The organism is Chryseobacterium sp. SIMBA_038, assembly GCF_046535115.1.
Taxonomy (GTDB): domain Bacteria; phylum Bacteroidota; class Bacteroidia; order Flavobacteriales; family Weeksellaceae; genus Chryseobacterium.
In genome coordinates this window covers 193,892-215,706 of the sequence record NZ_JAWRXH010000005.1, presented here as the reverse complement: position 1 = coordinate 215,706, position 21,815 = coordinate 193,892, and the positions used below count along the sequence as shown (strand labels likewise).

Sequence of the window (21,815 nt, the reverse complement as noted above, 5' to 3'; positions counted from 1 at the left end):
TCTTCTTCCTATTCAATATGGGGGAGGTTAAAATTAATTTTTATTCTTTCTTTTTTAAGAATTTCCTGACTCTTTTCTTTTCTGGAAAGCTCTTCTTTATTCTTCAAAATATCTGTCATATAATGGATTTAAAGTGGAAGGCTAACTTACGAAAAGTATAAATTATTTGGATAATATTATATCTTAAAAACTTTCTAAAATGATGGTTGGGTTCTGTTAATAAAAGAGTGAAATAGCTTAGTTGTAAATTTTTCATATTGACCTTTGTAATGACCAATGTATCATTTCCTGATCTACTTTTGTTTCTATAAAATGTAATTTTCGTAGTAAATTAATCGAGCTGAGATTCTCTAGTGCGCAGCGGGCTGTTATTTCTTTTACAATTTCTGTTGAAAATGCCCATTTCATAAGCTCTGTTACAGCTTCCTCGGCATAGCCTTTTCTCCTTTCCTCTTTAATAATTCCATATCCGATGTCGATGTTTTGCTGATTAATATTGAATCCTTTGAATCCTGCGTCTCCAATTATTTCGAGGGTATCTTTTTTAATGATCATCCAAGATTCAAATCCTGTTGGAGATCCGATTGGCAATAGATTATTGATGATTTTAGGTAAGGTTTCCAAGACATCATGATCAGGCCAGCTTTTGCCTTTTTTTAAACCTAATGTTGATAAGTCGCTGAAATCATTATTCAACAAATTTTCACAAATCTTTATTGTAAAAGGAATTAGGATTAATCTTTCCGTGCAGAGTTGATATATTTGTAATGTCGGGACTTTCAAATTAATATTGTTTTCTGTGTAATTGTAATTAATCTTCAATTGCTTCAATTCCTTGTTCTCTTAATTTTTGAAGATGATCTTTCATTGTTTTGAGTTGCTCTGGCGAATGTCCTTGCCATTTTTCAACTTCTTCAACTACTTTGAAAGGGTATTGAGAACGGTAAGATTTTGTAGGATTTCCTGGGAATTTTTTGTCTGTCAGATTAGGATCATCTTCAATCGAGCCGGTTGGTTCTACGAGGTAAATTCTTTCTTTTCCGTCACCAAAAGCTAATTCTGCACCCCAAGTTGCTGCTTCCAACGTTGCGGAAAGATAGATGTATTTTGCTTTTCTCTGTGTTCCGTAGTTTGAAGTGAAACCGACTTCGATAAGGTCGCCAATTTCTAGATCTGCTTTTGTGCCGTGGTAATAGGTTGGGGGAGTTGTGCTCATTTTTAAATTTCTTTTTTAATAGTAAAACCTTGAGATTGCAGATATTCATCAACGTCAACATCAAAAGGAACGTCGTAGCCATTATCCAGATCAAACAATCCGCCTCCGGCGTCGGAAGATTCTAAAAATCCGATCATTTTAGACTGTGTTTTTTCTTTTGCATTTCTCCAGCAGTTCATTAAGAAATCACTTTCCAGACCAAACTGATTTTCCCAATAATTTGCGTAATCCAATTGATTATCTTCATCGAGATAGACGGAATAATCGATACTATTTTCATTCAAAACTCTTTTGCATAATTCCTGAACATCAATATAAGAATAATCCTCAAAAGAATGTTCTTTCAAATGCAGTTCTGCAATCTGAATCGTTTTATCCGGAGAATAATATTCGTAATTCGGTAAAGCAAATAAAAAGCTTAAAGGACTTGAAGCATAATAATATAAGCTGATCACTTCAATTTTTTGATCATCTTCTCTAAATTTATATTTTGAATTTAAAACATCAACCAAGAAATCTGTTAGTACTTTTTCTCTCGGAAGTAGAAAGGTATTTTTAAATGCTTCATCGATTTTTGTTTCTATTTTCTTCATGTTTTATTTTCTTTTGAGGTGTAAAAATAAAGAAAACCGTTCTGGAAATTGGAACGGTTTAATATTATTTTGAGAGTTTTTTATTAAGCATAATTAAGACTCATGCTTCAGTGTGGAGAATAGTCTTTTGCAGAAATTATAAATTGGTTTGCGTTTTAATTTGTATTAAAATTCAATATAAAGTAGTCGTAGTCTGTTATTTATTTTCCCAATATATTTTTCAAAAAAAGACTGATTTTGGATTCAGCTTTCTGTTCGCTGAAAAATGGTGCAGGAATATTAATTTCACTATTATCTTTTGTCAAATTTTTAATTGCACTATACAAAGGTTTTTCATTTTTTGTAACGGTGGAGATAGATGTTAGAGGGAAAAATTTGTCAGAAGCATTCATTCCAACCGGGAAGTTTGTTCTTTTTAGCCAAAATGGTTCTAGCAAATCACTTATAGGTTCCATGCGTATTTTATTATCAAAACTTTGTCTTGCTTTTTTTATAAAATCTTCATCCAAATTTGAGGTTACGCTCTCAAAATATTTTAAACCTTTTGAAGGGATGTGCAGCAAAAAAATCTGAGTTTTACCTTCAAGTTTATAAATATCAAGTACTTTGAAATAACTGTCAAGGTTTAAACAACAATGACCAAACCTTTCATTGTCAGGATTTACTTCATATAAATTTGCTGCTTTTGCAGATGCAATTAAAAATCGTGTATTAAATTTAATTCCACCTCCTCTAGCGCTTACATCAAGGAAAAATCCGTTTCTAATGAGTTGGCCTTCCGTGAATTTTTCGGCGATAGAAGGCTTTAAGTCACAATCTTTATAATATAGTGTTGCTCCCGGATATGTCCAATTTATTATTTCTTCAGTGTTTTCAAAAATGTCGTTTTTTATTTCTGTCATATGTTTTTTAGTTTTTTAATAATTACCAACAATATGAGATCATTTATTTTTATAAGCTTCAATTTTTTCGGATAACCTTTTTGCTAAATACTGATTCCCTTCTTTTAAATATTCGTAAATAATTTTTGCTTCCTCAACATATTTTTCTTTTTTGGATTCGTTCCAATAATAGGGTGGGGCATATAAATTACAAATTCTATCTGCCATTTTAACGGCCCAGACTTCTTTGGGTTGTGCTTTTATTCGGTTTAAGCTATCAATCATTTGATGCTTCTTTTCAAGTTCTGTGTTTTTTGTCAATGCAAGAACGCCTTCCTTAACTTCTTGTCCATATTCTTTTTCAAGATCTTCTATACTGAAATTTGTATCTTCTATGGTATCATGCAAAAACGCACATTTTACAGCTAGATCTGTATTAAAATCGGAAGTGTTTTTAGAAGCGTTTATGATTTCAAATACCACGCTGCCAATATGATTGATGTATTCAATTTTCTCGTTCTTCTTTTGTCCACCGTAGGTTTGTCCGCTATGCAAAATACTTACTTTTTGCCATATATTTTGCAGATCGTCAATTGTAATAGTATCAGTCATTTTTCTGTGATTTTATTTAATAGTAATTTTATTTAGAACATTTTTTTAGAGCTTAAATAGCTCCTTTGACAATTTTTCCGAAGAATCTTTCTCTGGCATTTATATCATCAATATTTTCATTTTTGATTGTCCAGGCGATTTCAAATAATCCAATTATATTTGACATGGCGAGAGATCGGGTAGGATCTCCGGGATAGCAGAAAAAATGAGCGTCCTCAGAAACAGCATAGCCTTTACCGTTATTTGTTAAGGTAACCCAAACAATAGACTTTGCATCCGCACCGGACATTCCGAAATCTGTGTCCCATTTCCATCTTTCATTATCGGTGGCTCCTACCAAAATAACATTAGAGTCTATGTCGATCCAATTCACTACGAGATGTGTAAGTTGTTCTTCCATTTAATTAAATGATAATTGGTTTACTGAGATTTCCAGTTAAATTTTGTCATTTTATTAGTTAAATTTTGGTCAACAATTTCTACGCTTAATTCTCCGTTTTCTTTTGTAAGGATGAGCATACAACCTTTTTCTAAAATTCCGGTTTCATTAAATTCGAGTTCCTTTATTTTGATGGATTGGGTTATTCCGTTGAAATCAGTCTCCTGTTTGAAGGGTTCTCCCGTGTGCCCGTAAAAATGGTAATGAAAAATTACATTGTCTAGCACCTCTCTGAGTTCGGTCATTCCATATCCTTGATCGCCGCTGCCGTCTTTGTCGTGAGTAATTAAGATATCAAAAGTGTCTTTTGTTTTTAGAAGTTTTTTGATTTCCTTTCTTTCGTAATCCTGAATAAACCGTTTTTCTGTTCTTCCTTTTCTGTCGCCGATTCTTCCAATACCTACAAAAGTTAATACTTCATTTTTAGTTTCTAGTTTTTGTGGTAAACCCGATTTGCAGACCAATACTCGACCATAAGTATCAATAGGAAACAGGCTGTTTTGTAAATTTTCCTTTTCCAAATTGTCTAAAAAATCGTGGTCTTCGTGATTTCCACGAACACAAATCATATTGATATTAAGCTTGTCTAAAAATGCCTTGATTTCTTGATTTGTTTTTGTAAAGTCGTCGTGAAACCCAAGTTCATCTCTGTCATATTGTGCATGTTTTATTGTTGCCTTATCTAGGTTTTCGATGATAGGGTAAGCCCCCATATCTCCGCATTGTAATATGAAATCAATTGTGTTGCCTGTTTCTTTTTGGTATAAATCAACCAGTTTGAAAGGTAATAGTATTTTGCCGTGAATGTCGGAAAAAAGGGCAATTTTCATGGTTTTATTTGTTTCAGATGGACACTAATACTTCTCGTTTTTATCGGGATAGATCGTGATTAAAAAATCAATTTCTTATTAAATTAAATTTTCGGGGTTATTCGATTTAGCAATGGCTAATCGGCTTGATAAATACAATATTTTGAAAATAATGAGTACGAATGTTTACTTACTTTCATCTATTTTGCTTATAACAAGCCGATGTTGTAAGGTATTTTTATGACTTACCAATTTTAAAAAGCTTCTCCAGAATCTTTCTTTGCAGAATTATATTCAATTAAAGTAGTAAAAGCTTTCTTTAATCTTTCAACCAAGGCTTGTTGAGTCGTAAATATGAATGGTGCTCCATAGTCATTGTAATTTGGACCGCTTATTGAGAGGTATTCTTTGTATTCAACATAACCTGGTGCCTCATTATCACAGTGTATAGATGTCATTTGTTTTCCAAAAATATAAAAATCATCAGAATACTCATTGTTCATTCCTGTTATCTTATTAAAGTCATACGTGAAATCACAATATCCTGCTCCCACATAATTCCTTCTAAGAACAAAGATTCCGTTTTTGTAAGAAATGACAACTCTGTTTTGACCCAAATTTTCTTTCCATTTCTCTGCTATCCAGTCCATAGTTTCCTGTTTGCTTGGTTTTGCAGTTTTGGTTTCAGTATCTAGTTTAGCAGCTTTTGCGGGTGCTTTCTTTTGAGCATTCATATTCATGCTTGCAACTGTTATTAATAATACAATTGCTAACTTTAATTTTTTGGTCATTGTTTTTTATTTAAAAATGTTTATTAGTATTTTAGTTTTTTTTATTCTTTCCTTATGCTGATTTTTTTGATTTTCACTTAAAGATTTCAATAATTTTTTTATAACAGTAGAGTCTTTCGAAAATGAACGAATAATTTTTATGATTATAATTTAAGAATTCTAGTGTTATTAGTTTGTTTTTTTTTAAAAATCTCCCAAATATAGGTTATAACTTATAAATTCCCAAATTTGAGTATGTATTCAAATTATTAGTAATAGTTTCTTAATAATTCAGTTTTCAATTTTTGTATTTATAAATTATTGACTTAGGTTAAATGTTTTTCTTTGTTACAGATTACAAATAGGAAGTGAGCTGATGTAATTTTTAGTATTCCAATATTGATATCATCCCTAAATATCAACGGGGAGACTATTTTTTATTATTGATATAGCTAAATTTTCTTTGTTTAAAATATTTGAACACCAAAACCCTTTTCCCCAAGTTCCTTTACCAACAAACTTCTCTGGATATTGTAAGCTTAACAGTGTTGATGTTCTACTTTTTAGTCTTGAAACTTTTTGAGTAATTGATTGTATATCGGAAAATAATAATATTTCGACTTTTGATTTATTAATATTAAGCATTTTGATTTCTAGTCCGTCAATAATTCTATCATTTTTCTCTTGGCAAAGCTTTTCAATATCAGTCTTTAATTGGTTTATCGATTTTTCATTTAATAGAAGCCATTCACTTTTTGAGTTCTTATTTACAGAGCCGATTGGTAGTTCATGTGATAAGTTATAGCTTATATTATGCTTTTGTAATTCAGTATAAATCTCAACAAGCTTTTGCCAATTGCCATTTTTATTCCATACAGGATATTCATTATAGGTTGTCCAGATAATATGAAATAATTGTTTTTTACTCATGGTTTGTAAACTTACCGCTGAAGTTTTTAAGCTACTATTTTATATTTCCAATATTTTAGTTTCAGTATTTTGATATTTTGCTTTTAAGGTTTTAATTTTCTCTGCAAAGTACTTATGATTCTCTTCAATTTCTCCGGGATAAAAATTAAGCCAACGACTATGATCTCTATAGGCTTTTTGTCCATCAGCAAGTTGTTGTTGTCTTTTAGATTCGTTGGGTACTAAAATATTGTTGATGATTAATTCGTGCGGTTTTAACATTTCTGAGATGGTATCAAAATCTTCAAGACTTGATCCAGTGTTGTAAATTACAATATTATCTTCCGAGTTAATAATCTCTTTAGAGAGGTATTCAAGTATCTTCAGCTCGGAATCTTTTGAAGGATGATAATTATTTTTTAGAAGAACGTCAGAAAAATCCACAATTTTAAAATTTGCAAATTCAGAACTTTTTATATCAGATTCATAAATCCTAAAGGTTAAAGCTACGTTTATTTTCTTTTTAGATTCTGATAAATTGTTTTTTATGAAATTCATGGTTTTGTTTTTTATTAAATTGATGTCCACATTGGGCATCTTTATTGTAAATCCGTAAGATCAGTTTATCGCTTCCATAATAATTCGGAGGAATTTTCCAAGGTCCAAGTTTCGGATTTTACGGTCTTATTATTTGGTAGTAATTCCAATATATCTTCATTCATATCGACACCTGTAATAAAGCCAAGTTGGTTACTATGTGCTACTTCAAGAAGTGAAAGAAAGACTTTTGCTCTTTCACTATCTTCATACTTCAAATTTTCCTTGTCCAGATAAAGATATTGAAGATCTTCATGAGACATCCAATTGGTAATTCCTGTTCCATAATAACAAAAAAAATCGTTCCAATTATCAAGTTCTCCAAGGATTGAATCTGACAATGCTTTTACAGAAATGTCAAAATTCCGCATTACTCCACCTTTTCCAAGTGGTAAATGGGGGAAAAAATCTGCGCAAGTCTTAAAGATATAATATTCAAAAAATTTACAAAAATCATAATATCCTTCTAGCGTATCAAAAAATGCCAACTGGGCATCGTATTTTTGTACTTTTTGGTACTCAGTATTTATTCTAAAACTTTTGTCTAATGAGTTTGATATGGAAACAATATTTTTAATAGTTTTATTAACAAGTTTTTCTAATTCCTGTTTAGACAAACGAGCTGTGCCTCCGATAACATGAGATTTTAAGAATTCCTGACAATCAGCTATTAAGTCTCCTGTTTCTCCTTTTAATGTAGGAACTATTTCCTTATGAAATTTTTTGTCGTCAAATAAATGTAGTGTGCACCAATATCCCATTTGTATTGTTATTTTTGTTTATATTATTGCTAAGGTTGTGATTGTTGGCATTTTTAGTATTCAAAAAATTGAAGCTGTTAACTCTTGAATTTGTTAATACCTTGTTGTGCCCAGTTTTTTTCTTTTAGTCGTATCACTTTGAGTTCTTTGTCTGTAGAAATAAATAGATTTTCTTTGTCTCTATCTAAATATAAGTCTTTTATTTCAGCAGATAACTCTAATTTCAGCTCATAATTTATAATTTGATGAAAGATGTCAATAATCAATAACATTTTTCCTTTTCCAACAACAATTGTATTATCGTCTATAATTGATAAACAGCTGTGATTGTGTTTCGATTGATATTTTGAGATGTCAATTTTCCACAGTTTTTTTAGTTTTCCTTTCTTAAAAAAATAATATTCTACGACATAAGGAAATGAAATAGCAAAATCATTTTGATGGAAGCAAAAACCACTTGAAGCATTATTCCAATCTTTGAAAAAACTATCAATATATGAAATGTTTAAATCATCATCAATTTTGTATAGCGTATAGAATGTTTCCTGATCATAGCTTAAAAATGAAACCATACTGTTATCCTGACTTATTTTGGCTCGAATAGTTCCGTATTCCGCTTCAGATCTCTTAATGATCTTATAATCTTCTGAAAGCAAGACCAATTCACGCTTTTGAGAACTTCCGATAAATATTTTTTTTAGCGGTAAATATTCAATCTGGTCTAAGTCTAAGCCGTTTTCAAGTTCAATTGAATATAGTAGTTGGAATGTAATTTGGTCAACTATTAGTATCTTATTGTCTGCCGTTGGGATTACTATATTACGATTTTTATCAAAGCTGAAATTCCTACTGTGTGAAATATCTATTGCTGCAATTCTGTCAATTCGAAGTTCTTCATTATCCAATACATACTTTATAAGTTTATTATTATTTGTTAAGCCAATAAAACAATTCGAGCTAATTAAACTTTGTTTAAGAAAAAACACGCTTTCGAATTCGTAATTATCTGTCGGGACGTTTATAGTCTGGTGCGATATCAAATCTGAATACTTTTCCTTAAAATGCTTCAGTATATTTTCTCTTAGCCCTTGCTTAGCTAAGTAATATGGTGTTTGACCGCCAATATCTTTTTGCCAGGGACAGCCATTATTGTAGGCAAAGTCAAAAACTTCCGGAAGGTTCAGCCAAGATAATTTATGTAACAGGTTGTTTTTGAAGTTATCACAGCCATCTATTTTTATGTTGTACTCAAGATAAATTTTTATACACTGGATGCTCTTACAGGCTAAATATTGAGGTTCAGTATTGTCAATCTTTGCTCCTTTAGATAACAGTAAGTCAACAATATCAACTTTATCCCGGCTTGTTGCTAAATAAAGTTCCTTATCATTCATTGTTGCTCCATTGTCAAGAAGATATTGGGCTATTTCCAGACTGTCTGCCCAGCATAAAGGTGTTATAAATTTCCCACTTCTTTCGGCATTTACTTTAGCCCCATTTTCGACCAAATATTTCACCATTTCAAAATTCCCGCTTATCGAAGCAATATGCAAAGGGGTATCGTCCATCCAGCCTTTAAGAAATACTTCGGATGGATTTTGCTTTAAATATCTTTTAGCATCTTCGTTTTTATTCTCTTTAATGAGAGTGAAGATTTCTGGCGTTTTTGTATGGTCTGTCTGATAAATATTCATTATTACAGTGTCATTTTGTGGGAGCGGGAGCCTGAGTTTTATTCAACACCATTTCCGGTTAGAATTGCTTCTTCCATTGAGTTCACAATTTCAGATACAGGAATTGAGAATACTCCAGCTTGCCCTTTATCAAATTCCTTTTTCCAATAAGAGTATCCTTCAATATATTTTGGTATTTTAGATTTTTCACTTTTTAATTCGGTAACACTTTCATCTAGAGCTTTTTCTGAAATTGGGATGTGTGTGAATTCTTCTGCGATCCCTTCCTTTGAGTTAGGATTTCCTACTTTCAATCCGGCAATTGAAATATGAATGACCTTTCCGTGTTGTAGGTATTCTTCTATTTTTAAAATTTTCAAGGTAGAATTTTCTTCTCCTTGACGGGTTTTGTAGTTCCATTCTTGACCAACATTATATTTAACAGCATTAGAATTATCTTTGCAATTAGTTAAAAATAAAAATAGACCTGCAGTTATTAAAACGTGAAATCTGAACATAAAATTGTTGATTATTAAGTGTTTTTGCTTTGCGAAGTGGTGAAATTTTTAATTAATATTAAATCTGATTCTTTTAATCAACCTCTTTGAATTAATATCAATTTCATCTCGCCCATGTAACATTAAATCATTTCTAAATAAGATCAAGTCTCCTTTTTTTAGTTTAATTTTAAAGGAAAGATCTTTAAAAATTTTATCAAGATTATTTAATTCTTCAATTTCATCTCTACTAAGTTCTGAAAAGGATTCCATGGTAATTCTATCATAGCAGATTTTGTAAATTCCGTTTTCTTTTTGTAAAATACTTTTTTCCTGATTTCTAAATTTCCATTTTTTATTTAAAAGTTTTTGTTTTGCATGTTCTGATAAATGGTTTAGTAAAGTATTTAGGTACACGAAGTTATTTGTACCTTGATTTTCATCTGCAGGTTCAACACATAATAAACCTATAGTATTCGGAACTGAATCAAAATCAGCACAATCAGTATGTAAAGGAAAAGCTAAATTTGAATTTGCAATTGATGTGAAAAAATTATTCTGACGCGCTATCTTTACATCAAATACCCCTTCAGCATTGTTATTTCGACTTTCTTTTAAGATGGAGCCTAAATGATTAATAAATAATTGTAATTCATTGTCATCTAGAGGGAATTCATTTATAACTATCAAAGAACTTTCTTGATGTAATTTTTTTGCTATTTCTAGGTATTTTAAATTGTGTCCCCAATTATAACTAATTGGCAAGTCCATGGTCTCCATTTATATATAACAATAATTCTCCACTAGATCCATATTTAGGAAAGCTATCTATTTGTTCATCTAAATTCATAATTATAGTATAATCATCAATTTCGATTCCAGATTTATAATAATACCTGCAAGATATTTTTTCAACATTGTTATTCCATCTTAATTCTTTATATGGAGGAATTTTTGTTATTTCATGGATTTTGGAAAAGAGTTCTCCAATTGATAAATTTTCATCGAGATCAATCTCTATAATTTCTGGAGGAGTTTCATTTTCAAATGAAAGTTCTGTTAATAATTCAATTTTCATTTTTTGGATAAATAATTTTTTTATAAAACTAAACTAAGAAAAAATTGTGAAAAAATAATATTGAATGAAGATGATGGATTATTTAATAAATAAAAACCGCTCCACAAAAAGCAGAACGGTTTATATATTAAATTGTCTTAGCGACTCGCTGGTACATCATTCTTGGCATTCCATCCCAAGTCCTGCGATTTTCATTTCAGTGATTACACAGCCGCTCTCCGAAGTCTCCGGACTTTGGAGCATATTTTAAAAGGGGAGTGTTTTTTATTTTAATCACGCAAAGTCAGGAGACTTTGCGCAGCGGGGTTATTAATATTATTTGAAACTAATCCATACCTAATTCTTGCATATAATGTTTAATTTTATCTGTAATATCAATAAATTTTTGGGCGGTATCAAATGTTCTTCTTACATATATTCTTTTAATAAAAACATTAGTTTGGCTCAAGAACTTTAATTCATCATTAACCCTATTCCAATCATTCCTTGTTTTGTTTTCATTATCTCTATCAATTAATACCATTTTAGATTTACTTATTCCTTTTAATCCAATATTTTCAGAGTAATTTTCTTGTATAAATATTCCTTCCGCCTCTAATTTCTCTTTTAGTCTCGTTAGTTTGTCGGAATCGAAATGTAATAACTTAAATTTTGCTTTTAAGTTCTTTTCATAATCTTTAATATCTTTGATATTTTTAAGTTCTAAATCTGAAAGTATCACATTTTGTCTGTGTTCTTTAGTTTTCTTCCACAAATTCCTTTCTAAAAGTTCATCTAAAACGTCATTTTCATTGCAACCTTTATTAGGAATGTCACATCCATGTTTTTGTAATTTATCTTTCATGGTGAAGTTTAAAAAATATTCATCCCCATTTATAAAATAAAAATCTTCTAAATCTTCATAAGTTAAAATTTCATCAAAAATGGCGTTCTTGGGTATTTCCCTAAAAACAAAATCTAACATGGAATTCGTAGCAGAATTTGTTTTGTGAAAATAAACTTGATTGTAGAGGTGATTTCTTGATTGAATAAATCTTATCACAGAATCTAGGCCACTACTTTTAACTCCTAAAGTTAACTTTCCTTTATGCTCGACAGGTAATAATGACATTAAAATCCTGCTTTGATCAAAAAAACCATATTTAACTCCTGAATAAAAACTATCACGATATAAATAATCCATTCTATCAGCATCGAAGGGAAAACCAGCAATAATCGAATTAAAATAATCAGTACAATTTTTTCCATTGAAACTTATATCATAATTCGGTAAGAACTCAGGATCAATCATTTTAAGAATATTTTTAACATTAATATTCTCTATAATATTTAATGAATAATCTGTAAAATATATATTATCTTTAAGTTCATGAATGATTTTAATTATGAAAATACAAGAGACTAATTCATGTGCTATTTTTTTATCGCCTAATTCTTTTTTATCTATGTAATCCTTAATATCATTAAATAAATCTGTATGATATTTTGATTCTTTTAAAAGGGCAATCAATTCATTCCCAGTAATAGTAAAGGAATCAAATTTGTGTGATGTAGGACCATGCCCAACATCATGTAGTAGCGCTGCTATTCTAAGTTCTTGAAGAGTGGTTTTAAAAATATTTTCATCGTTTATTATTTCTTTTAGCGTGTCATATTCTTTACCTTTATTATATTTTTGTCCTTTTAAATGAGTTGTTTCTACATTTTCATTAGATTTATTGAAAATGATTTCTGCTAAATGCATAACACCAATTGAATGTTCGAATCTGGTGTGATTTGCTCCTGGAAAAATATAATTTAATAGTGTATTTTGTTTGACTTTTCTTAATCTTCCAAAAATCTTTTGATTAATAATAAATTCTTCAATTTCTGTGATTTCGATTAATCCATGTATTGGATCTAAAATTTTCCCTGTTTTCATTTATGTTTATAGTTTTTAGTTTTGAAAATAAAACCGCTCCACAAAAAGCAGAGCGGATAGTATATTAAATTGTCTTAGCGACTCGCTATTACATCATTCCCGGCATTCCACCTCCCATTGGCATAGCAGGTTCAGCACTCTTAACTTCAGTGATTACACATTCAGTTGTTAACAACATTCCTGCAACAGAAGCTGCATTTTCAAGGGCAACTCTTGTTACTTTAGTTGGGTCGATGATACCTGCTTCAAGCATGTTTACATACTCGTCAGTTTTAGCGTTGTATCCGAAGTCTCCGCTGCCTTCAGCAACTTTAGCAACGATTACAGAACCTTCACCTCCCGCGTTAGCAACGATTTGTCTTAATGGCTCTTCGATCGCTCTTTTTACGATTTTAATACCTGTAGTTTCATCAGAATTGATTCCTGTAAGATCAGCTAAAGCAGAGATTGCTCTTACAAAAGCAACACCACCACCTGCAACGATACCTTCTTCAACAGCTGCTCTCGTAGCGTTCAATGCATCATCAACTCTGTCTTTTTTCTCTTTCATTTCAACTTCAGAAGCTGCACCTACGTAAAGTACGGCAACACCACCAGCTAATTTAGCCAATCTCTCCTGTAGTTTTTCTCTGTCGTAGTCAGAAGTTGTAGTTTCCATTTGAGCTTTGATCTGGCTAACTCTACCTTTGATCTTGCTTTCGTCACCACCCCCGTTTACAACCGTTGTATTGTCTTTATCGATAGATACTTTCTCAGCAGTTCCCAACATATCTAGAGATACGTTTTCCATTGTGAAACCTTGCTCTTCAGAAATAACCTGTCCACCTGTTAAGATAGCGATATCTTCCAACATTGCTTTTCTTCTGTCTCCAAATCCTGGAGCCTTTACAGCAGCAATTTTAAGAGAACCTCTTAATTTGTTTACTACTAAAGTAGCCAAAGCTTCACCTTCAACTTCTTCAGAAATAATTAATAAAGATTTTCCGCTTTGTGCGATTGGTTCAAGAACTGGAAGTAATTCTTTCATTGAAGAGATTTTTTTCTCAACTAAAAGAATGTATGGATTTTCTAGTTCAACTAACATTTTTTCAGGGTTAGTCACGAAATATGGCGACTGGTAACCTCTGTCAAACTGCATACCTTCTACAACGTCTACTGTTGTATCGATACCTTTAGCTTCTTCTACAGTGATAACTCCTTCTTTTCCAACTTTTCCGAAAGCTTCAGCGATCAAAGATCCGATTGTTTCGTCATTGTTAGCAGAAACGGAAGCTACTTGCTTCACCATTTCTGTAGAATCACCAACTTGCTTAGACTGCTCTTTAAGGTTAGCAACAACAGCAGTTACTGCTTTGTCGATACCTCTTTTTAAGTCCATTGGGTTTGCACCGGCAGCTACGTTCTTAAGACCTTCTCTTACGATAGCCTGTGCCAAAACAGTAGCGGTAGTAGTACCATCTCCTGCGATATCATTAGTTTTGGAAGCAACTTCTTTTACCATTTGCGCTCCCATATTTTCTACTCTGTCTTCAAGTTCGATCTCTTTTGCAACAGACACACCGTCTTTAGTTACGTGAGGTGCACCGAAAGATTTTTCAATAACAACGTTTCTTCCTTTTGGTCCTAACGTTACTTTTACTGCATTAGCCAATGCATCAACCCCTCTTTTTAAAGCGTCTCTTGATTCAATATCGAATTTTATTTCTTTTGCCATAATATTAAAGCTTTAAGCTTTAGGCTTTAAGCAGTAAGCTTTTGCCTCTAAGCTGTTAATTATTAATTAATAATTTTTTTCTAAGTTGTATAAGTTTTTGTCTGATTAAATTCAGTTTAGGATTAAGGCTTAATAATTTGTCTTCGGAAGTGAAACCCAAATCACAAGAAAGGAAAAGTAAATATTCAGTTTCGTTTGTTGAACCAATACTTATTTCTAAAAATCTTGCAAATTCTTTGTCTGTAGATCTTCCGCAGCCTTCTGCAATATTTGTTGGAATGGAGACCGATGATCTTCTTATTTGAGATGTCAAACCAAAAAGTTCAGATTTTGGAAAGCCTTCAGAAATGATATAAATTTCTTTTACCAACTCATGGGCAATTTTCCAAGTATCATATCTTTTGTAGTCTCTCATTGCCTATTGCTTATAGCCTAATGCCTACTGCTTTTTATCCGATTACTCCCAATAAATCTCCTTCTTTTACGATTAAGTAATCTTTTCCGTCTAATTTTAATTCAGAACCTGAATATTTTCCATAAAGAACTTTGTCACCTACTTGAACAGTTGTAGGCTCATCTTTTTTCCCTGGACCTACTGCTACTACTGTACCTTCTTGTGGTTTTTCTTTTGCTGTGTCTGGAATAATAATACCTGAAGCTGTTTTAGTTTCTGCAGCGATCGGCTCGATCAAAACTCTGTCTGCTAATGGTTTAAAGTTTACTGACATAATATATTTAATTTTTAATTATTTCTGTGTTGTAATTCTCTAAATACGTGCCAAGCATCTGAAACGAAATTTTTGGCAGACTTTTATTCCGCGATGTGAAATTTTGGCAGAAAAAAAAGTATCCAGAGTCTGAATACTTTTTAAAAATTATTGTTAGCTTTTCTTTCCGGCGGCCTGCATCGGATTTACCTTTCCATTTGAGCCTCCTCTTACCGGGCCGTCTTGTTTTTGTTTAAATAATTGGAATTTTGAGTTTGTTGCAGAACTTCCGTCATTACTCCATACATTATTTGAAGTATCAATATCCGCCGTTTCTCTCATCGGATCAAGTTGAATTGACTTTAATTTTTTATCAAAATAGAATGTCTTCGAAACTTTCTTTTCATTCTGTCTCCAAATTTGGGCAGAAGATTTATCGTACAGTTTTGTGCCGTCTTCAAACGTAAATTCAAGAATGACCGGCATTACCAATCCGCCTTTATTGACGAAATCAATCTGATAGGCTGTGATATTTTTAAATTTATCCTTGTCTTTAGAATCTAAAGCTGCATTTTCATCTTTCTTTAAAGTATACGTTTTGCTGTTGTCTACTTTTTCCTGACCTCTGTCATAACGATAATAGAAATCCTGAAGGCTTTTGTCTTTTTCTACATCAAAAGTGATGTTTTTATCTTCTTTATTTCTGATTTTCGAAATATCCTGAAATTCGTTTTGTAAAGGCTTATCAACCGTATAAGTTTCTTCTTTTGCCATTGGAATTGCATCTAAATCCGGAGTTGCAATGGTCACTTTATCAATAGCGATGTCTACAGGATCGGTTCCGTAAAACCAGCCTCTCCAGAACCAATCTAGGTCTTCACCGCTTGCATCTTCCATTGTTCTGAAAAAATCTGCAGGCTCAGGATGTTTGAAAGCCCATCTTTTAGCATAGGTTTTATACGCTTTGTCGAAAAGTTCTCTTCCCATGATGGTTTCACGAAGAATATTCAATCCGGTTGCAGGTTTAGAATAGGCATTCGGTCCAAATTGAATAATATTTTCAGAATTACTCATGATAGGTTCCAACTGATCTTTCGGAAGCTTCATGTAATCAACGATCGTCCAAGCCGGACCACGTTTTGAGGGGAATTTATTGTCCCATTTTTCTTCCGTTAAATATTCGGTAAAAGTATTTAATCCTTCATCCATCCAGCTCCATTGTCTTTCGTCTGAATTAATGATCATCGGGAAAAAATTGTGACCAACTTCGTGAATCACTACTCCGATCATTCCATTTTTTGTACCTTCTGAATACGTTCCGTCTTTTTCTGTTCTTCCGAAATTGAAACAAATCATCGGATATTCCATTCCATTCGCAGCTTCCACAGATTGTGCAACAGGATACGGATAAGGAATTGTAAATTCTGAGTATGTTTTAATCGTATGCGCAACCGCTTTCGTTGAATATTTTCTGTACAAAGCATAAGCTTCTTTTGGATAGAAACTCATGGCCATTACTTTATTATTGTTTTCAGGAATTATTACACGCATTCCGTCCCAAACAAATTTTCTGGAGGTAGTCCAAGCAAAATCTCTTACATCATTCGCCTCAAAATTCCATGTTTTTCTTTGTTTTGAATGATTTTTTTCAGCTTTTTTAGCTTCATCCAACGTAACAATTTCTATTGGCTCGTTTGCACTTTCAGCTTTTCTATATCTACCAAATTGATCTGATGTTAAAACCTGATCGTAGTTTTTACATTCTCCGGTTCCGCCTACAATGTGATCAGCAGGAACGTTCATTGAAACTTTAAAATTTCCAAAAACTAAAGCAAATTCACCTCTTCCCGTGAATTGATGGTTTTGCCATCCGTGAAAATCACTGTAAACGCACATTCTCGGATACCATTGTGTCATTGTGTAAAGATCATTTCCGTCTTCTGCGAAGTTTTCATAACCGCCACGACCGCCCATTTTTATACGGTTGGGAATATTATAATTCCAATCTACTTTAAAAATAAGTTGTTCTCCTTTTTTTAATGTTTTAGGTAAATCAATACGCATCATGGTTTGATTTACTGTATATTTTAAAGGATTTCCTGATGCATCGGTTACTTTTTCAAGGTTTACTCCATAACCGTTATCTTTTACAGGAAGTTCAGAAACTTTTAATTGCTGATCATTGGTTGATTGCGGCAGGGTAGAAGAAAACTGAAAATCTGCTTTCTTTACAGTTGATTGTTGATTTTCATCTAATTGCAACCAAATGTAATCCAGGTCATCGGGAGAATTGTTGTAATATGTGATGGTTTCGGAACCTTTTAAATTCCTTTTATCTTCATCAAGATATGCAGTGATGTTGTAATCGGCTCTGTTTTGCCAATATCCGTGTCCCGGAGCTCCGGAAGCCGTTCTGTAGATATTGGGAGTAGGAAGAATTGTTCCTAATTGCTCAAACCTGTTTCCGTGATTGCTTCCCGGATTATTTTGAATATTTTGTGCAGTTAAACCTACATATGTGAATACAGAAAGTAGCGTTACTTTTAGTTTCATGACCGAATTTGTTTAAGAATTATCAAATATAATAATAAGTAGTTGAAAACTTGAAAATGTTTCAGGCTTAAAAAGGAATTCTTTCTAAAGCCATTTTTAAAGAGAGTGCAAATACTCCGGATGAAACAAATAATATCCAGTCTTTTTTATTGATTTTGAATATTTTAAGTGAAATAAATAATATGATTAATATAGCAAAAACAATCACAATCTGTCCCAATTCCAAACCGATATTAAAGCCTAAAAGCGGGAAGAAGATGCTTTGACTTTTTGCAATCATTACTCTTGCCGTATTCGCAAAACCCATTCCGTGGATCAAACCGAAAATTAGAGCTAAATAATAGTTCATCTTCATTAAGCCGTTCTTTTTATTTTTCATTAAAATATTGCCTAATGAAGTCACAACAATCGTCACGGGAATTAAAAATTCAACCCATTTTGAAGAAACTCTTACAATATCTAAAATACTTAAAGCTAAAGTAATAGAATGTCCAATGGTAAATGCAGTTACCAAGATCAGAATTTTCTTCCAATCAGTATAAGAATAGATTGCTATTAAGGCTAAAACAAAAAGTTGATGATCGAGAGCATCTAGAGAAATAATGTGTTCCCAGCCTAATTTTAGGTAAAAGATAAAGTCCTGCATAAATTGTAATAAATTAAATAATTATTTGACGTTTAAAGTGATTTAATTATAATAATGTCTGTTAATTAGCTGTAAAATAAATAAAAATTGTATAATTGTAATGATAAAAAATTACGCAACATGGATTTAAAACTATTATTTACAAAAGTACATATTCCCTTTACAGGAAAGAATACTTTAAGAAATGTAGCTGCTGTTTTTCTTGGTCTTTCTTCTTACGGAATGTTTGGGCAGGTTCAAAAATTAGACTCTAGATTCGAAATTTTGTTGAAAAACAAAGATAAAGTATCAAAAGGAATTGAAATTAAAGATTTCGATCGTCCTGAAATGCAGCTTGATAAACACTTGGTTGTAACTTCGAAAGGAGCACAAACCATGTACTCTTGTATTATTTATACAAAAACGCCGGAAAAATTAAAAGCTGATGGATTTTTAGTCCAAAGTCAGCTTCCTAATTTCGTGACCGCACTGGTAGGCATAGACGATATTGAAAAATTGACTCAGCTTCCATACGTAACTTCTGTGATGGCTCCGACTTTTGATATTCTTCATAATGATGTAAGCAGAGCACAGTCCGGAGCAAGTCTTTTACAGGATGGAGCTTTTAATAATACTTCATATGTGGGAACTGGAGTTTTGGTTGGAGTGTATGACACGGGTATCGATTGGAAACATCCAGATTTCAGGGGAGCTACAGATCAGACGAAAAGTAGAATTTATTCAATTTGGGATCAGACATTAACACCTCAGGGATCAGAAACTTCGCCTGCCGGTTTTGCTACAGGAGTAGAATATACAAGAGCTCAGATTGAAGATGAATTGGACGGCTCACCAACCAATTTTGTCCGTGAAAATGATACCAACGGTCACGGATCTCACGTTGCCGGAACAGCTGCCGGAAACGGATCTGGTTTTGCCGATAAAAGACATAAAGGTTTTGCTCCCGGAGCAGATATTGTTTTTGTAAAAGGAGGTAACGGATCTTTTCCAACGACGAATACCATTAATGCTTTAACTTATTTTAAAAACGTAGCAACAGCTTTAAACAAGCCTATTGTTGTGAATATGAGTATCGGTGGTCAAGGTTCTGCTCACGACGGTACAGGAAGCCATGAAGTTGCAGTAAATGCTTTTACAGCTTCAGGTCCGGGTAGAGTCGTAGTGATCTCTGCGGGTAATGATTACGGTGGAAATATCCATAAAACCGTTAATATTGCACCTAATGCGACTCAGAATTATACTTTTACAGTAGCAAGTAATACTTCTGCAGCATCTATATTTTCATTTTTAATGTATGCTAATGATGATTCTCCGGTTACAGCAAAGCTTACGGCACCGGACGGTCAGCAGTATACTTCTAATATTACAACAACAAATACTTTTAATATTTTAGGAGGTGGATTAACGGCTACAATGTATAATTATTGGGGTACGGATAATAATAAAAGATATGTGCAGTTAGTTGTCAGCAGACCAAGCGGAACTACAAATGCCCAAGGTACTTATACTTTAGAAATCACCAATAACGGAACTCAGCAGATAACAACACATGGCTGGTTGTATAGCCAAGGTGTAGCAACTACGCTGACAGATGGGAATAATGAATATATTGTCGGTTCACCAGGAAATGCATCAAGCGCAATTACGGTAGCGTCTTATATGGGAAGAGCGAGTTGGTATACTTCAGCAGGAGGTTATTACACGCTTACTCCTCAGGAATCAATTTCATCATTTAGTTCACAAGGACCGAGAGTTGATGGCTTTCAAAAGCCTGAAATTACAGGATCCGGACAAAATGTGATCTCAGTAAGATCCAGCAATTCTGCACCGGGAGCTACAGATATTATTAATGGAACGACGTATTATGTGAAAAATCAAGGAACGAGTATGTCTTCACCGGGTGTTGCAGGGGCGGTTGCGTTATTGCTTCAGGCTAATCCTACGTTAACAGCGGCTGCAGTAAAAAGCAGACTGACTCTTAATGCAAGACAAGACGGTGTAACAGGTGCTGTGCCAAATCCAAGATGGGGGTTTGGTAAACTTGATATTTATAAAGCGGTTACAGATGAGCTAAACTGTGTAAAATCAAATTTTGAAACAGTTACTTATGATGAACCTTTCATTATTGCTAATACAGAAAACAATAATTTCTTTGATAATACAGCATTAGCAGTTCGTTATACACCAACATTAACCGGTAAATTGGGAGGTTTCTCATTCCTTACGGGTACTTCTGCAATTCCTGCTGATATGGCGGTTGATATTCAGGTAAGAAAAGTAGATGCCAACGGAAATCCGGGCGATATTATTGCAACTAAAACAGTTTCTTCTTGGGTAAATGATATCCAGAGATTTACTTGGAACTACGTTAATTTATCAGATTTAAATATTCAAACCGTTACGGGTAAAGATTTCTATATCGTTGTTAATGGATTGAGCGGAAGAATTGCCATGAAAAACGAATCTGTTGTAGTCAATAACAGATCAAAAACATCTACAGACGGAACGACTTGGACGGCAAGAACATTCGATCTTAAAATGAGAGCAACGGTTTATGAAAATGTAGCTGAGGTTAAAGTTTTAGCAACAGCAAATCAAACAAAACTGGCTCCGGTTGCAACGGGATACAATTATTTTGTGAATAACTGTCAATTAATTTCAAGAGTAGAAAAAGAAACGGCAAGTACCGTAACAGGAAATGTTACTTCTAAAGTTTGGGTAGATAACGCTCAGCCAAACTATGTTTCAAGAAGATTTGAAATGAATCCTGCAGCTAATGCAACAACGGCAACAGGAAAAGTGACATTATACTTCAAGCAAGCAGAATTTGATGCTTATAACCTTACAAATGCGGTTAAATTACCAACTTCAAGCACAGATAATGCAAACAAAGCTAATCTTATTGTTGAAAAATATACAGGAACAAGTGCAAGTAATACAGGAACAATCGCTTCTTTCGGAAGTGCTGCAACTCCGGTTGCTGTGAATGTTGCTGATATTGTTTGGAATGAAACCTATCAATATTGGGAAGTAAGCTTCCAGACAACAGGATTTGGAGGTTATTTTGTGAAAACAAACTCTGTAACTTTAGGAGTGAATGATATCAAAGACAACGCTGATATCAATGTATATCCTAACCCTGCGAAGAACTTCGTGAATGTAACTTTAGGTAAAGCTTCTAAAGCTGGGGTAACAATACACGATGCTTCCGGTAAGCTTGTGAGAAACGTAGATATTAGCGCTACTGCTAATAAAATCAATGTTTCTGATCTTGTAAGCGGAACATACGTATTCACAATTACGTTAGACAATAATTCTAAAGTAGTAAAAAAGATCATTAAAGAATAAGATCACAATAATTTTTACAATTAAAGAGTGGCAGCTAATAACTGTCACTTTTTTTTATATTTGTTTAAATAATTTCATATCAATGTTTTTG

22 protein-coding genes are annotated in these 21,815 nt (G+C 32.8%); 1 reads left to right on the top strand and 21 read right to left on the bottom strand.

What is annotated here, in order from left to right:
- Nucleotides 1–252: 252 nt before the first annotated feature.
- The 21 genes from SB689_RS16005 to SB689_RS15905 form a co-directional block, all read right to left on the bottom strand.
- Entirely contained in the window at nucleotides 253–699 is a 447-nt protein-coding gene (locus tag SB689_RS16005; protein ID WP_410693096.1) for a GNAT family N-acetyltransferase, read from the bottom strand.
- A 112-nt stretch (nucleotides 700–811) separates the two neighbouring features.
- Complete coding sequence (gene arr, locus SB689_RS16000; protein WP_410693095.1) at nucleotides 812–1,216, bottom strand: NAD(+)--rifampin ADP-ribosyltransferase; 405 nt, start codon at nucleotides 1,214–1,216, stop codon at nucleotides 812–814.
- Between the two features lie 2 nt (nucleotides 1,217–1,218).
- Complete coding sequence (locus tag SB689_RS15995) at nucleotides 1,219–1,809, bottom strand: hypothetical protein (RefSeq protein WP_410693094.1); 591 nt, start codon at nucleotides 1,807–1,809, stop codon at nucleotides 1,219–1,221.
- Between the two features lie 200 nt (nucleotides 1,810–2,009).
- Nucleotides 2,010–2,711 (bottom strand): hypothetical protein, encoded by a 702-nt coding sequence (locus tag SB689_RS15990; RefSeq protein ID WP_410693092.1) that lies wholly within the window; start codon nucleotides 2,709–2,711, stop codon nucleotides 2,010–2,012.
- A gap of 39 nt (nucleotides 2,712–2,750) precedes the next feature.
- A complete protein-coding gene (locus SB689_RS15985) occupies nucleotides 2,751–3,302 on the bottom strand; it encodes a bifunctional (p)ppGpp synthetase/guanosine-3',5'-bis(diphosphate) 3'-pyrophosphohydrolase (protein ID WP_410693091.1) in 552 nt (183 codons plus the stop codon).
- Between the two features lie 52 nt (nucleotides 3,303–3,354).
- Nucleotides 3,355–3,702: a hypothetical protein gene (locus SB689_RS15980; protein WP_410693089.1), complete on the bottom strand. Its 348-nt coding sequence runs from the start codon at nucleotides 3,700–3,702 to the stop codon at nucleotides 3,355–3,357.
- Between the two features lie 20 nt (nucleotides 3,703–3,722).
- Nucleotides 3,723–4,571 carry a metallophosphoesterase family protein gene (locus SB689_RS15975; RefSeq protein WP_410693087.1) on the bottom strand — a complete coding sequence of 283 codons (849 nt, stop codon included), beginning with the start codon at nucleotides 4,569–4,571 and terminating at the stop codon, nucleotides 3,723–3,725.
- A 233-nt stretch (nucleotides 4,572–4,804) separates the two neighbouring features.
- On the bottom strand, nucleotides 4,805–5,341 hold the full coding sequence (locus SB689_RS15970; protein ID WP_410693085.1) for a hypothetical protein: 537 nt from the start codon (nucleotides 5,339–5,341) through the stop codon (nucleotides 4,805–4,807).
- A gap of 390 nt (nucleotides 5,342–5,731) precedes the next feature.
- Nucleotides 5,732–6,250 carry a hypothetical protein gene (locus tag SB689_RS15965; protein WP_410693084.1) on the bottom strand — a complete coding sequence of 173 codons (519 nt, stop codon included), beginning with the start codon at nucleotides 6,248–6,250 and terminating at the stop codon, nucleotides 5,732–5,734.
- A gap of 39 nt (nucleotides 6,251–6,289) precedes the next feature.
- Nucleotides 6,290–6,787: a hypothetical protein gene (locus SB689_RS15960; RefSeq protein ID WP_410693082.1), complete on the bottom strand. Its 498-nt coding sequence runs from the start codon at nucleotides 6,785–6,787 to the stop codon at nucleotides 6,290–6,292.
- Between the two features lie 65 nt (nucleotides 6,788–6,852).
- Nucleotides 6,853–7,587, bottom strand: a complete 735-nt coding sequence (locus SB689_RS15955) for a hypothetical protein (RefSeq protein WP_410693081.1) — start codon at nucleotides 7,585–7,587, stop codon at nucleotides 6,853–6,855.
- A 77-nt stretch (nucleotides 7,588–7,664) separates the two neighbouring features.
- Complete coding sequence (locus tag SB689_RS15950; protein WP_410693080.1) at nucleotides 7,665–9,281, bottom strand: ankyrin repeat domain-containing protein; 1,617 nt, start codon at nucleotides 9,279–9,281, stop codon at nucleotides 7,665–7,667.
- Between the two features lie 38 nt (nucleotides 9,282–9,319).
- Entirely contained in the window at nucleotides 9,320–9,778 is a 459-nt protein-coding gene (locus SB689_RS15945; RefSeq protein ID WP_410693079.1) for a hypothetical protein, read from the bottom strand.
- 48 nt (nucleotides 9,779–9,826) lie between these two features.
- Complete coding sequence (locus SB689_RS15940; RefSeq protein WP_410693078.1) at nucleotides 9,827–10,528, bottom strand: TauD/TfdA family dioxygenase; 702 nt, start codon at nucleotides 10,526–10,528, stop codon at nucleotides 9,827–9,829.
- A complete protein-coding gene (locus SB689_RS15935; RefSeq protein ID WP_410693077.1) occupies nucleotides 10,512–10,835 on the bottom strand; it encodes a hypothetical protein in 324 nt (107 codons plus the stop codon). The genes SB689_RS15940 and SB689_RS15935 overlap by 17 nt, the downstream gene beginning before the upstream one ends.
- Nucleotides 10,836–11,160: 325 nt before the next feature.
- Nucleotides 11,161–12,756 carry an HD domain-containing protein gene (locus tag SB689_RS15930; RefSeq protein ID WP_410693076.1) on the bottom strand — a complete coding sequence of 532 codons (1,596 nt, stop codon included), beginning with the start codon at nucleotides 12,754–12,756 and terminating at the stop codon, nucleotides 11,161–11,163.
- Between the two features lie 88 nt (nucleotides 12,757–12,844).
- Complete coding sequence (gene groL / locus SB689_RS15925) at nucleotides 12,845–14,470, bottom strand: chaperonin GroEL (protein ID WP_072410754.1); 1,626 nt, start codon at nucleotides 14,468–14,470, stop codon at nucleotides 12,845–12,847.
- A gap of 55 nt (nucleotides 14,471–14,525) precedes the next feature.
- Nucleotides 14,526–14,885 carry a four helix bundle protein gene (locus SB689_RS15920; RefSeq protein WP_410693075.1) on the bottom strand — a complete coding sequence of 120 codons (360 nt, stop codon included), beginning with the start codon at nucleotides 14,883–14,885 and terminating at the stop codon, nucleotides 14,526–14,528.
- A gap of 34 nt (nucleotides 14,886–14,919) precedes the next feature.
- Complete coding sequence (groES, locus tag SB689_RS15915) at nucleotides 14,920–15,198, bottom strand: co-chaperone GroES (RefSeq protein WP_066755045.1); 279 nt, start codon at nucleotides 15,196–15,198, stop codon at nucleotides 14,920–14,922.
- A 153-nt stretch (nucleotides 15,199–15,351) separates the two neighbouring features.
- Nucleotides 15,352–17,730, bottom strand: a complete 2,379-nt coding sequence (locus SB689_RS15910; protein ID WP_410693073.1) for a M1 family metallopeptidase — start codon at nucleotides 17,728–17,730, stop codon at nucleotides 15,352–15,354.
- Between the two features lie 67 nt (nucleotides 17,731–17,797).
- Entirely contained in the window at nucleotides 17,798–18,376 is a 579-nt protein-coding gene (locus tag SB689_RS15905; RefSeq protein WP_410693072.1) for a HupE/UreJ family protein, read from the bottom strand.
- A 120-nt stretch (nucleotides 18,377–18,496) separates the two neighbouring features.
- On the opposite strand from SB689_RS15905, the gene SB689_RS15900 reads away from it, so the two are divergent.
- Complete coding sequence (locus SB689_RS15900) at nucleotides 18,497–21,724, top strand: S8/S53 family peptidase (RefSeq protein ID WP_410693070.1); 3,228 nt, start codon at nucleotides 18,497–18,499, stop codon at nucleotides 21,722–21,724.
- Nucleotides 21,725–21,815: the final 91 nt, after the last annotated feature.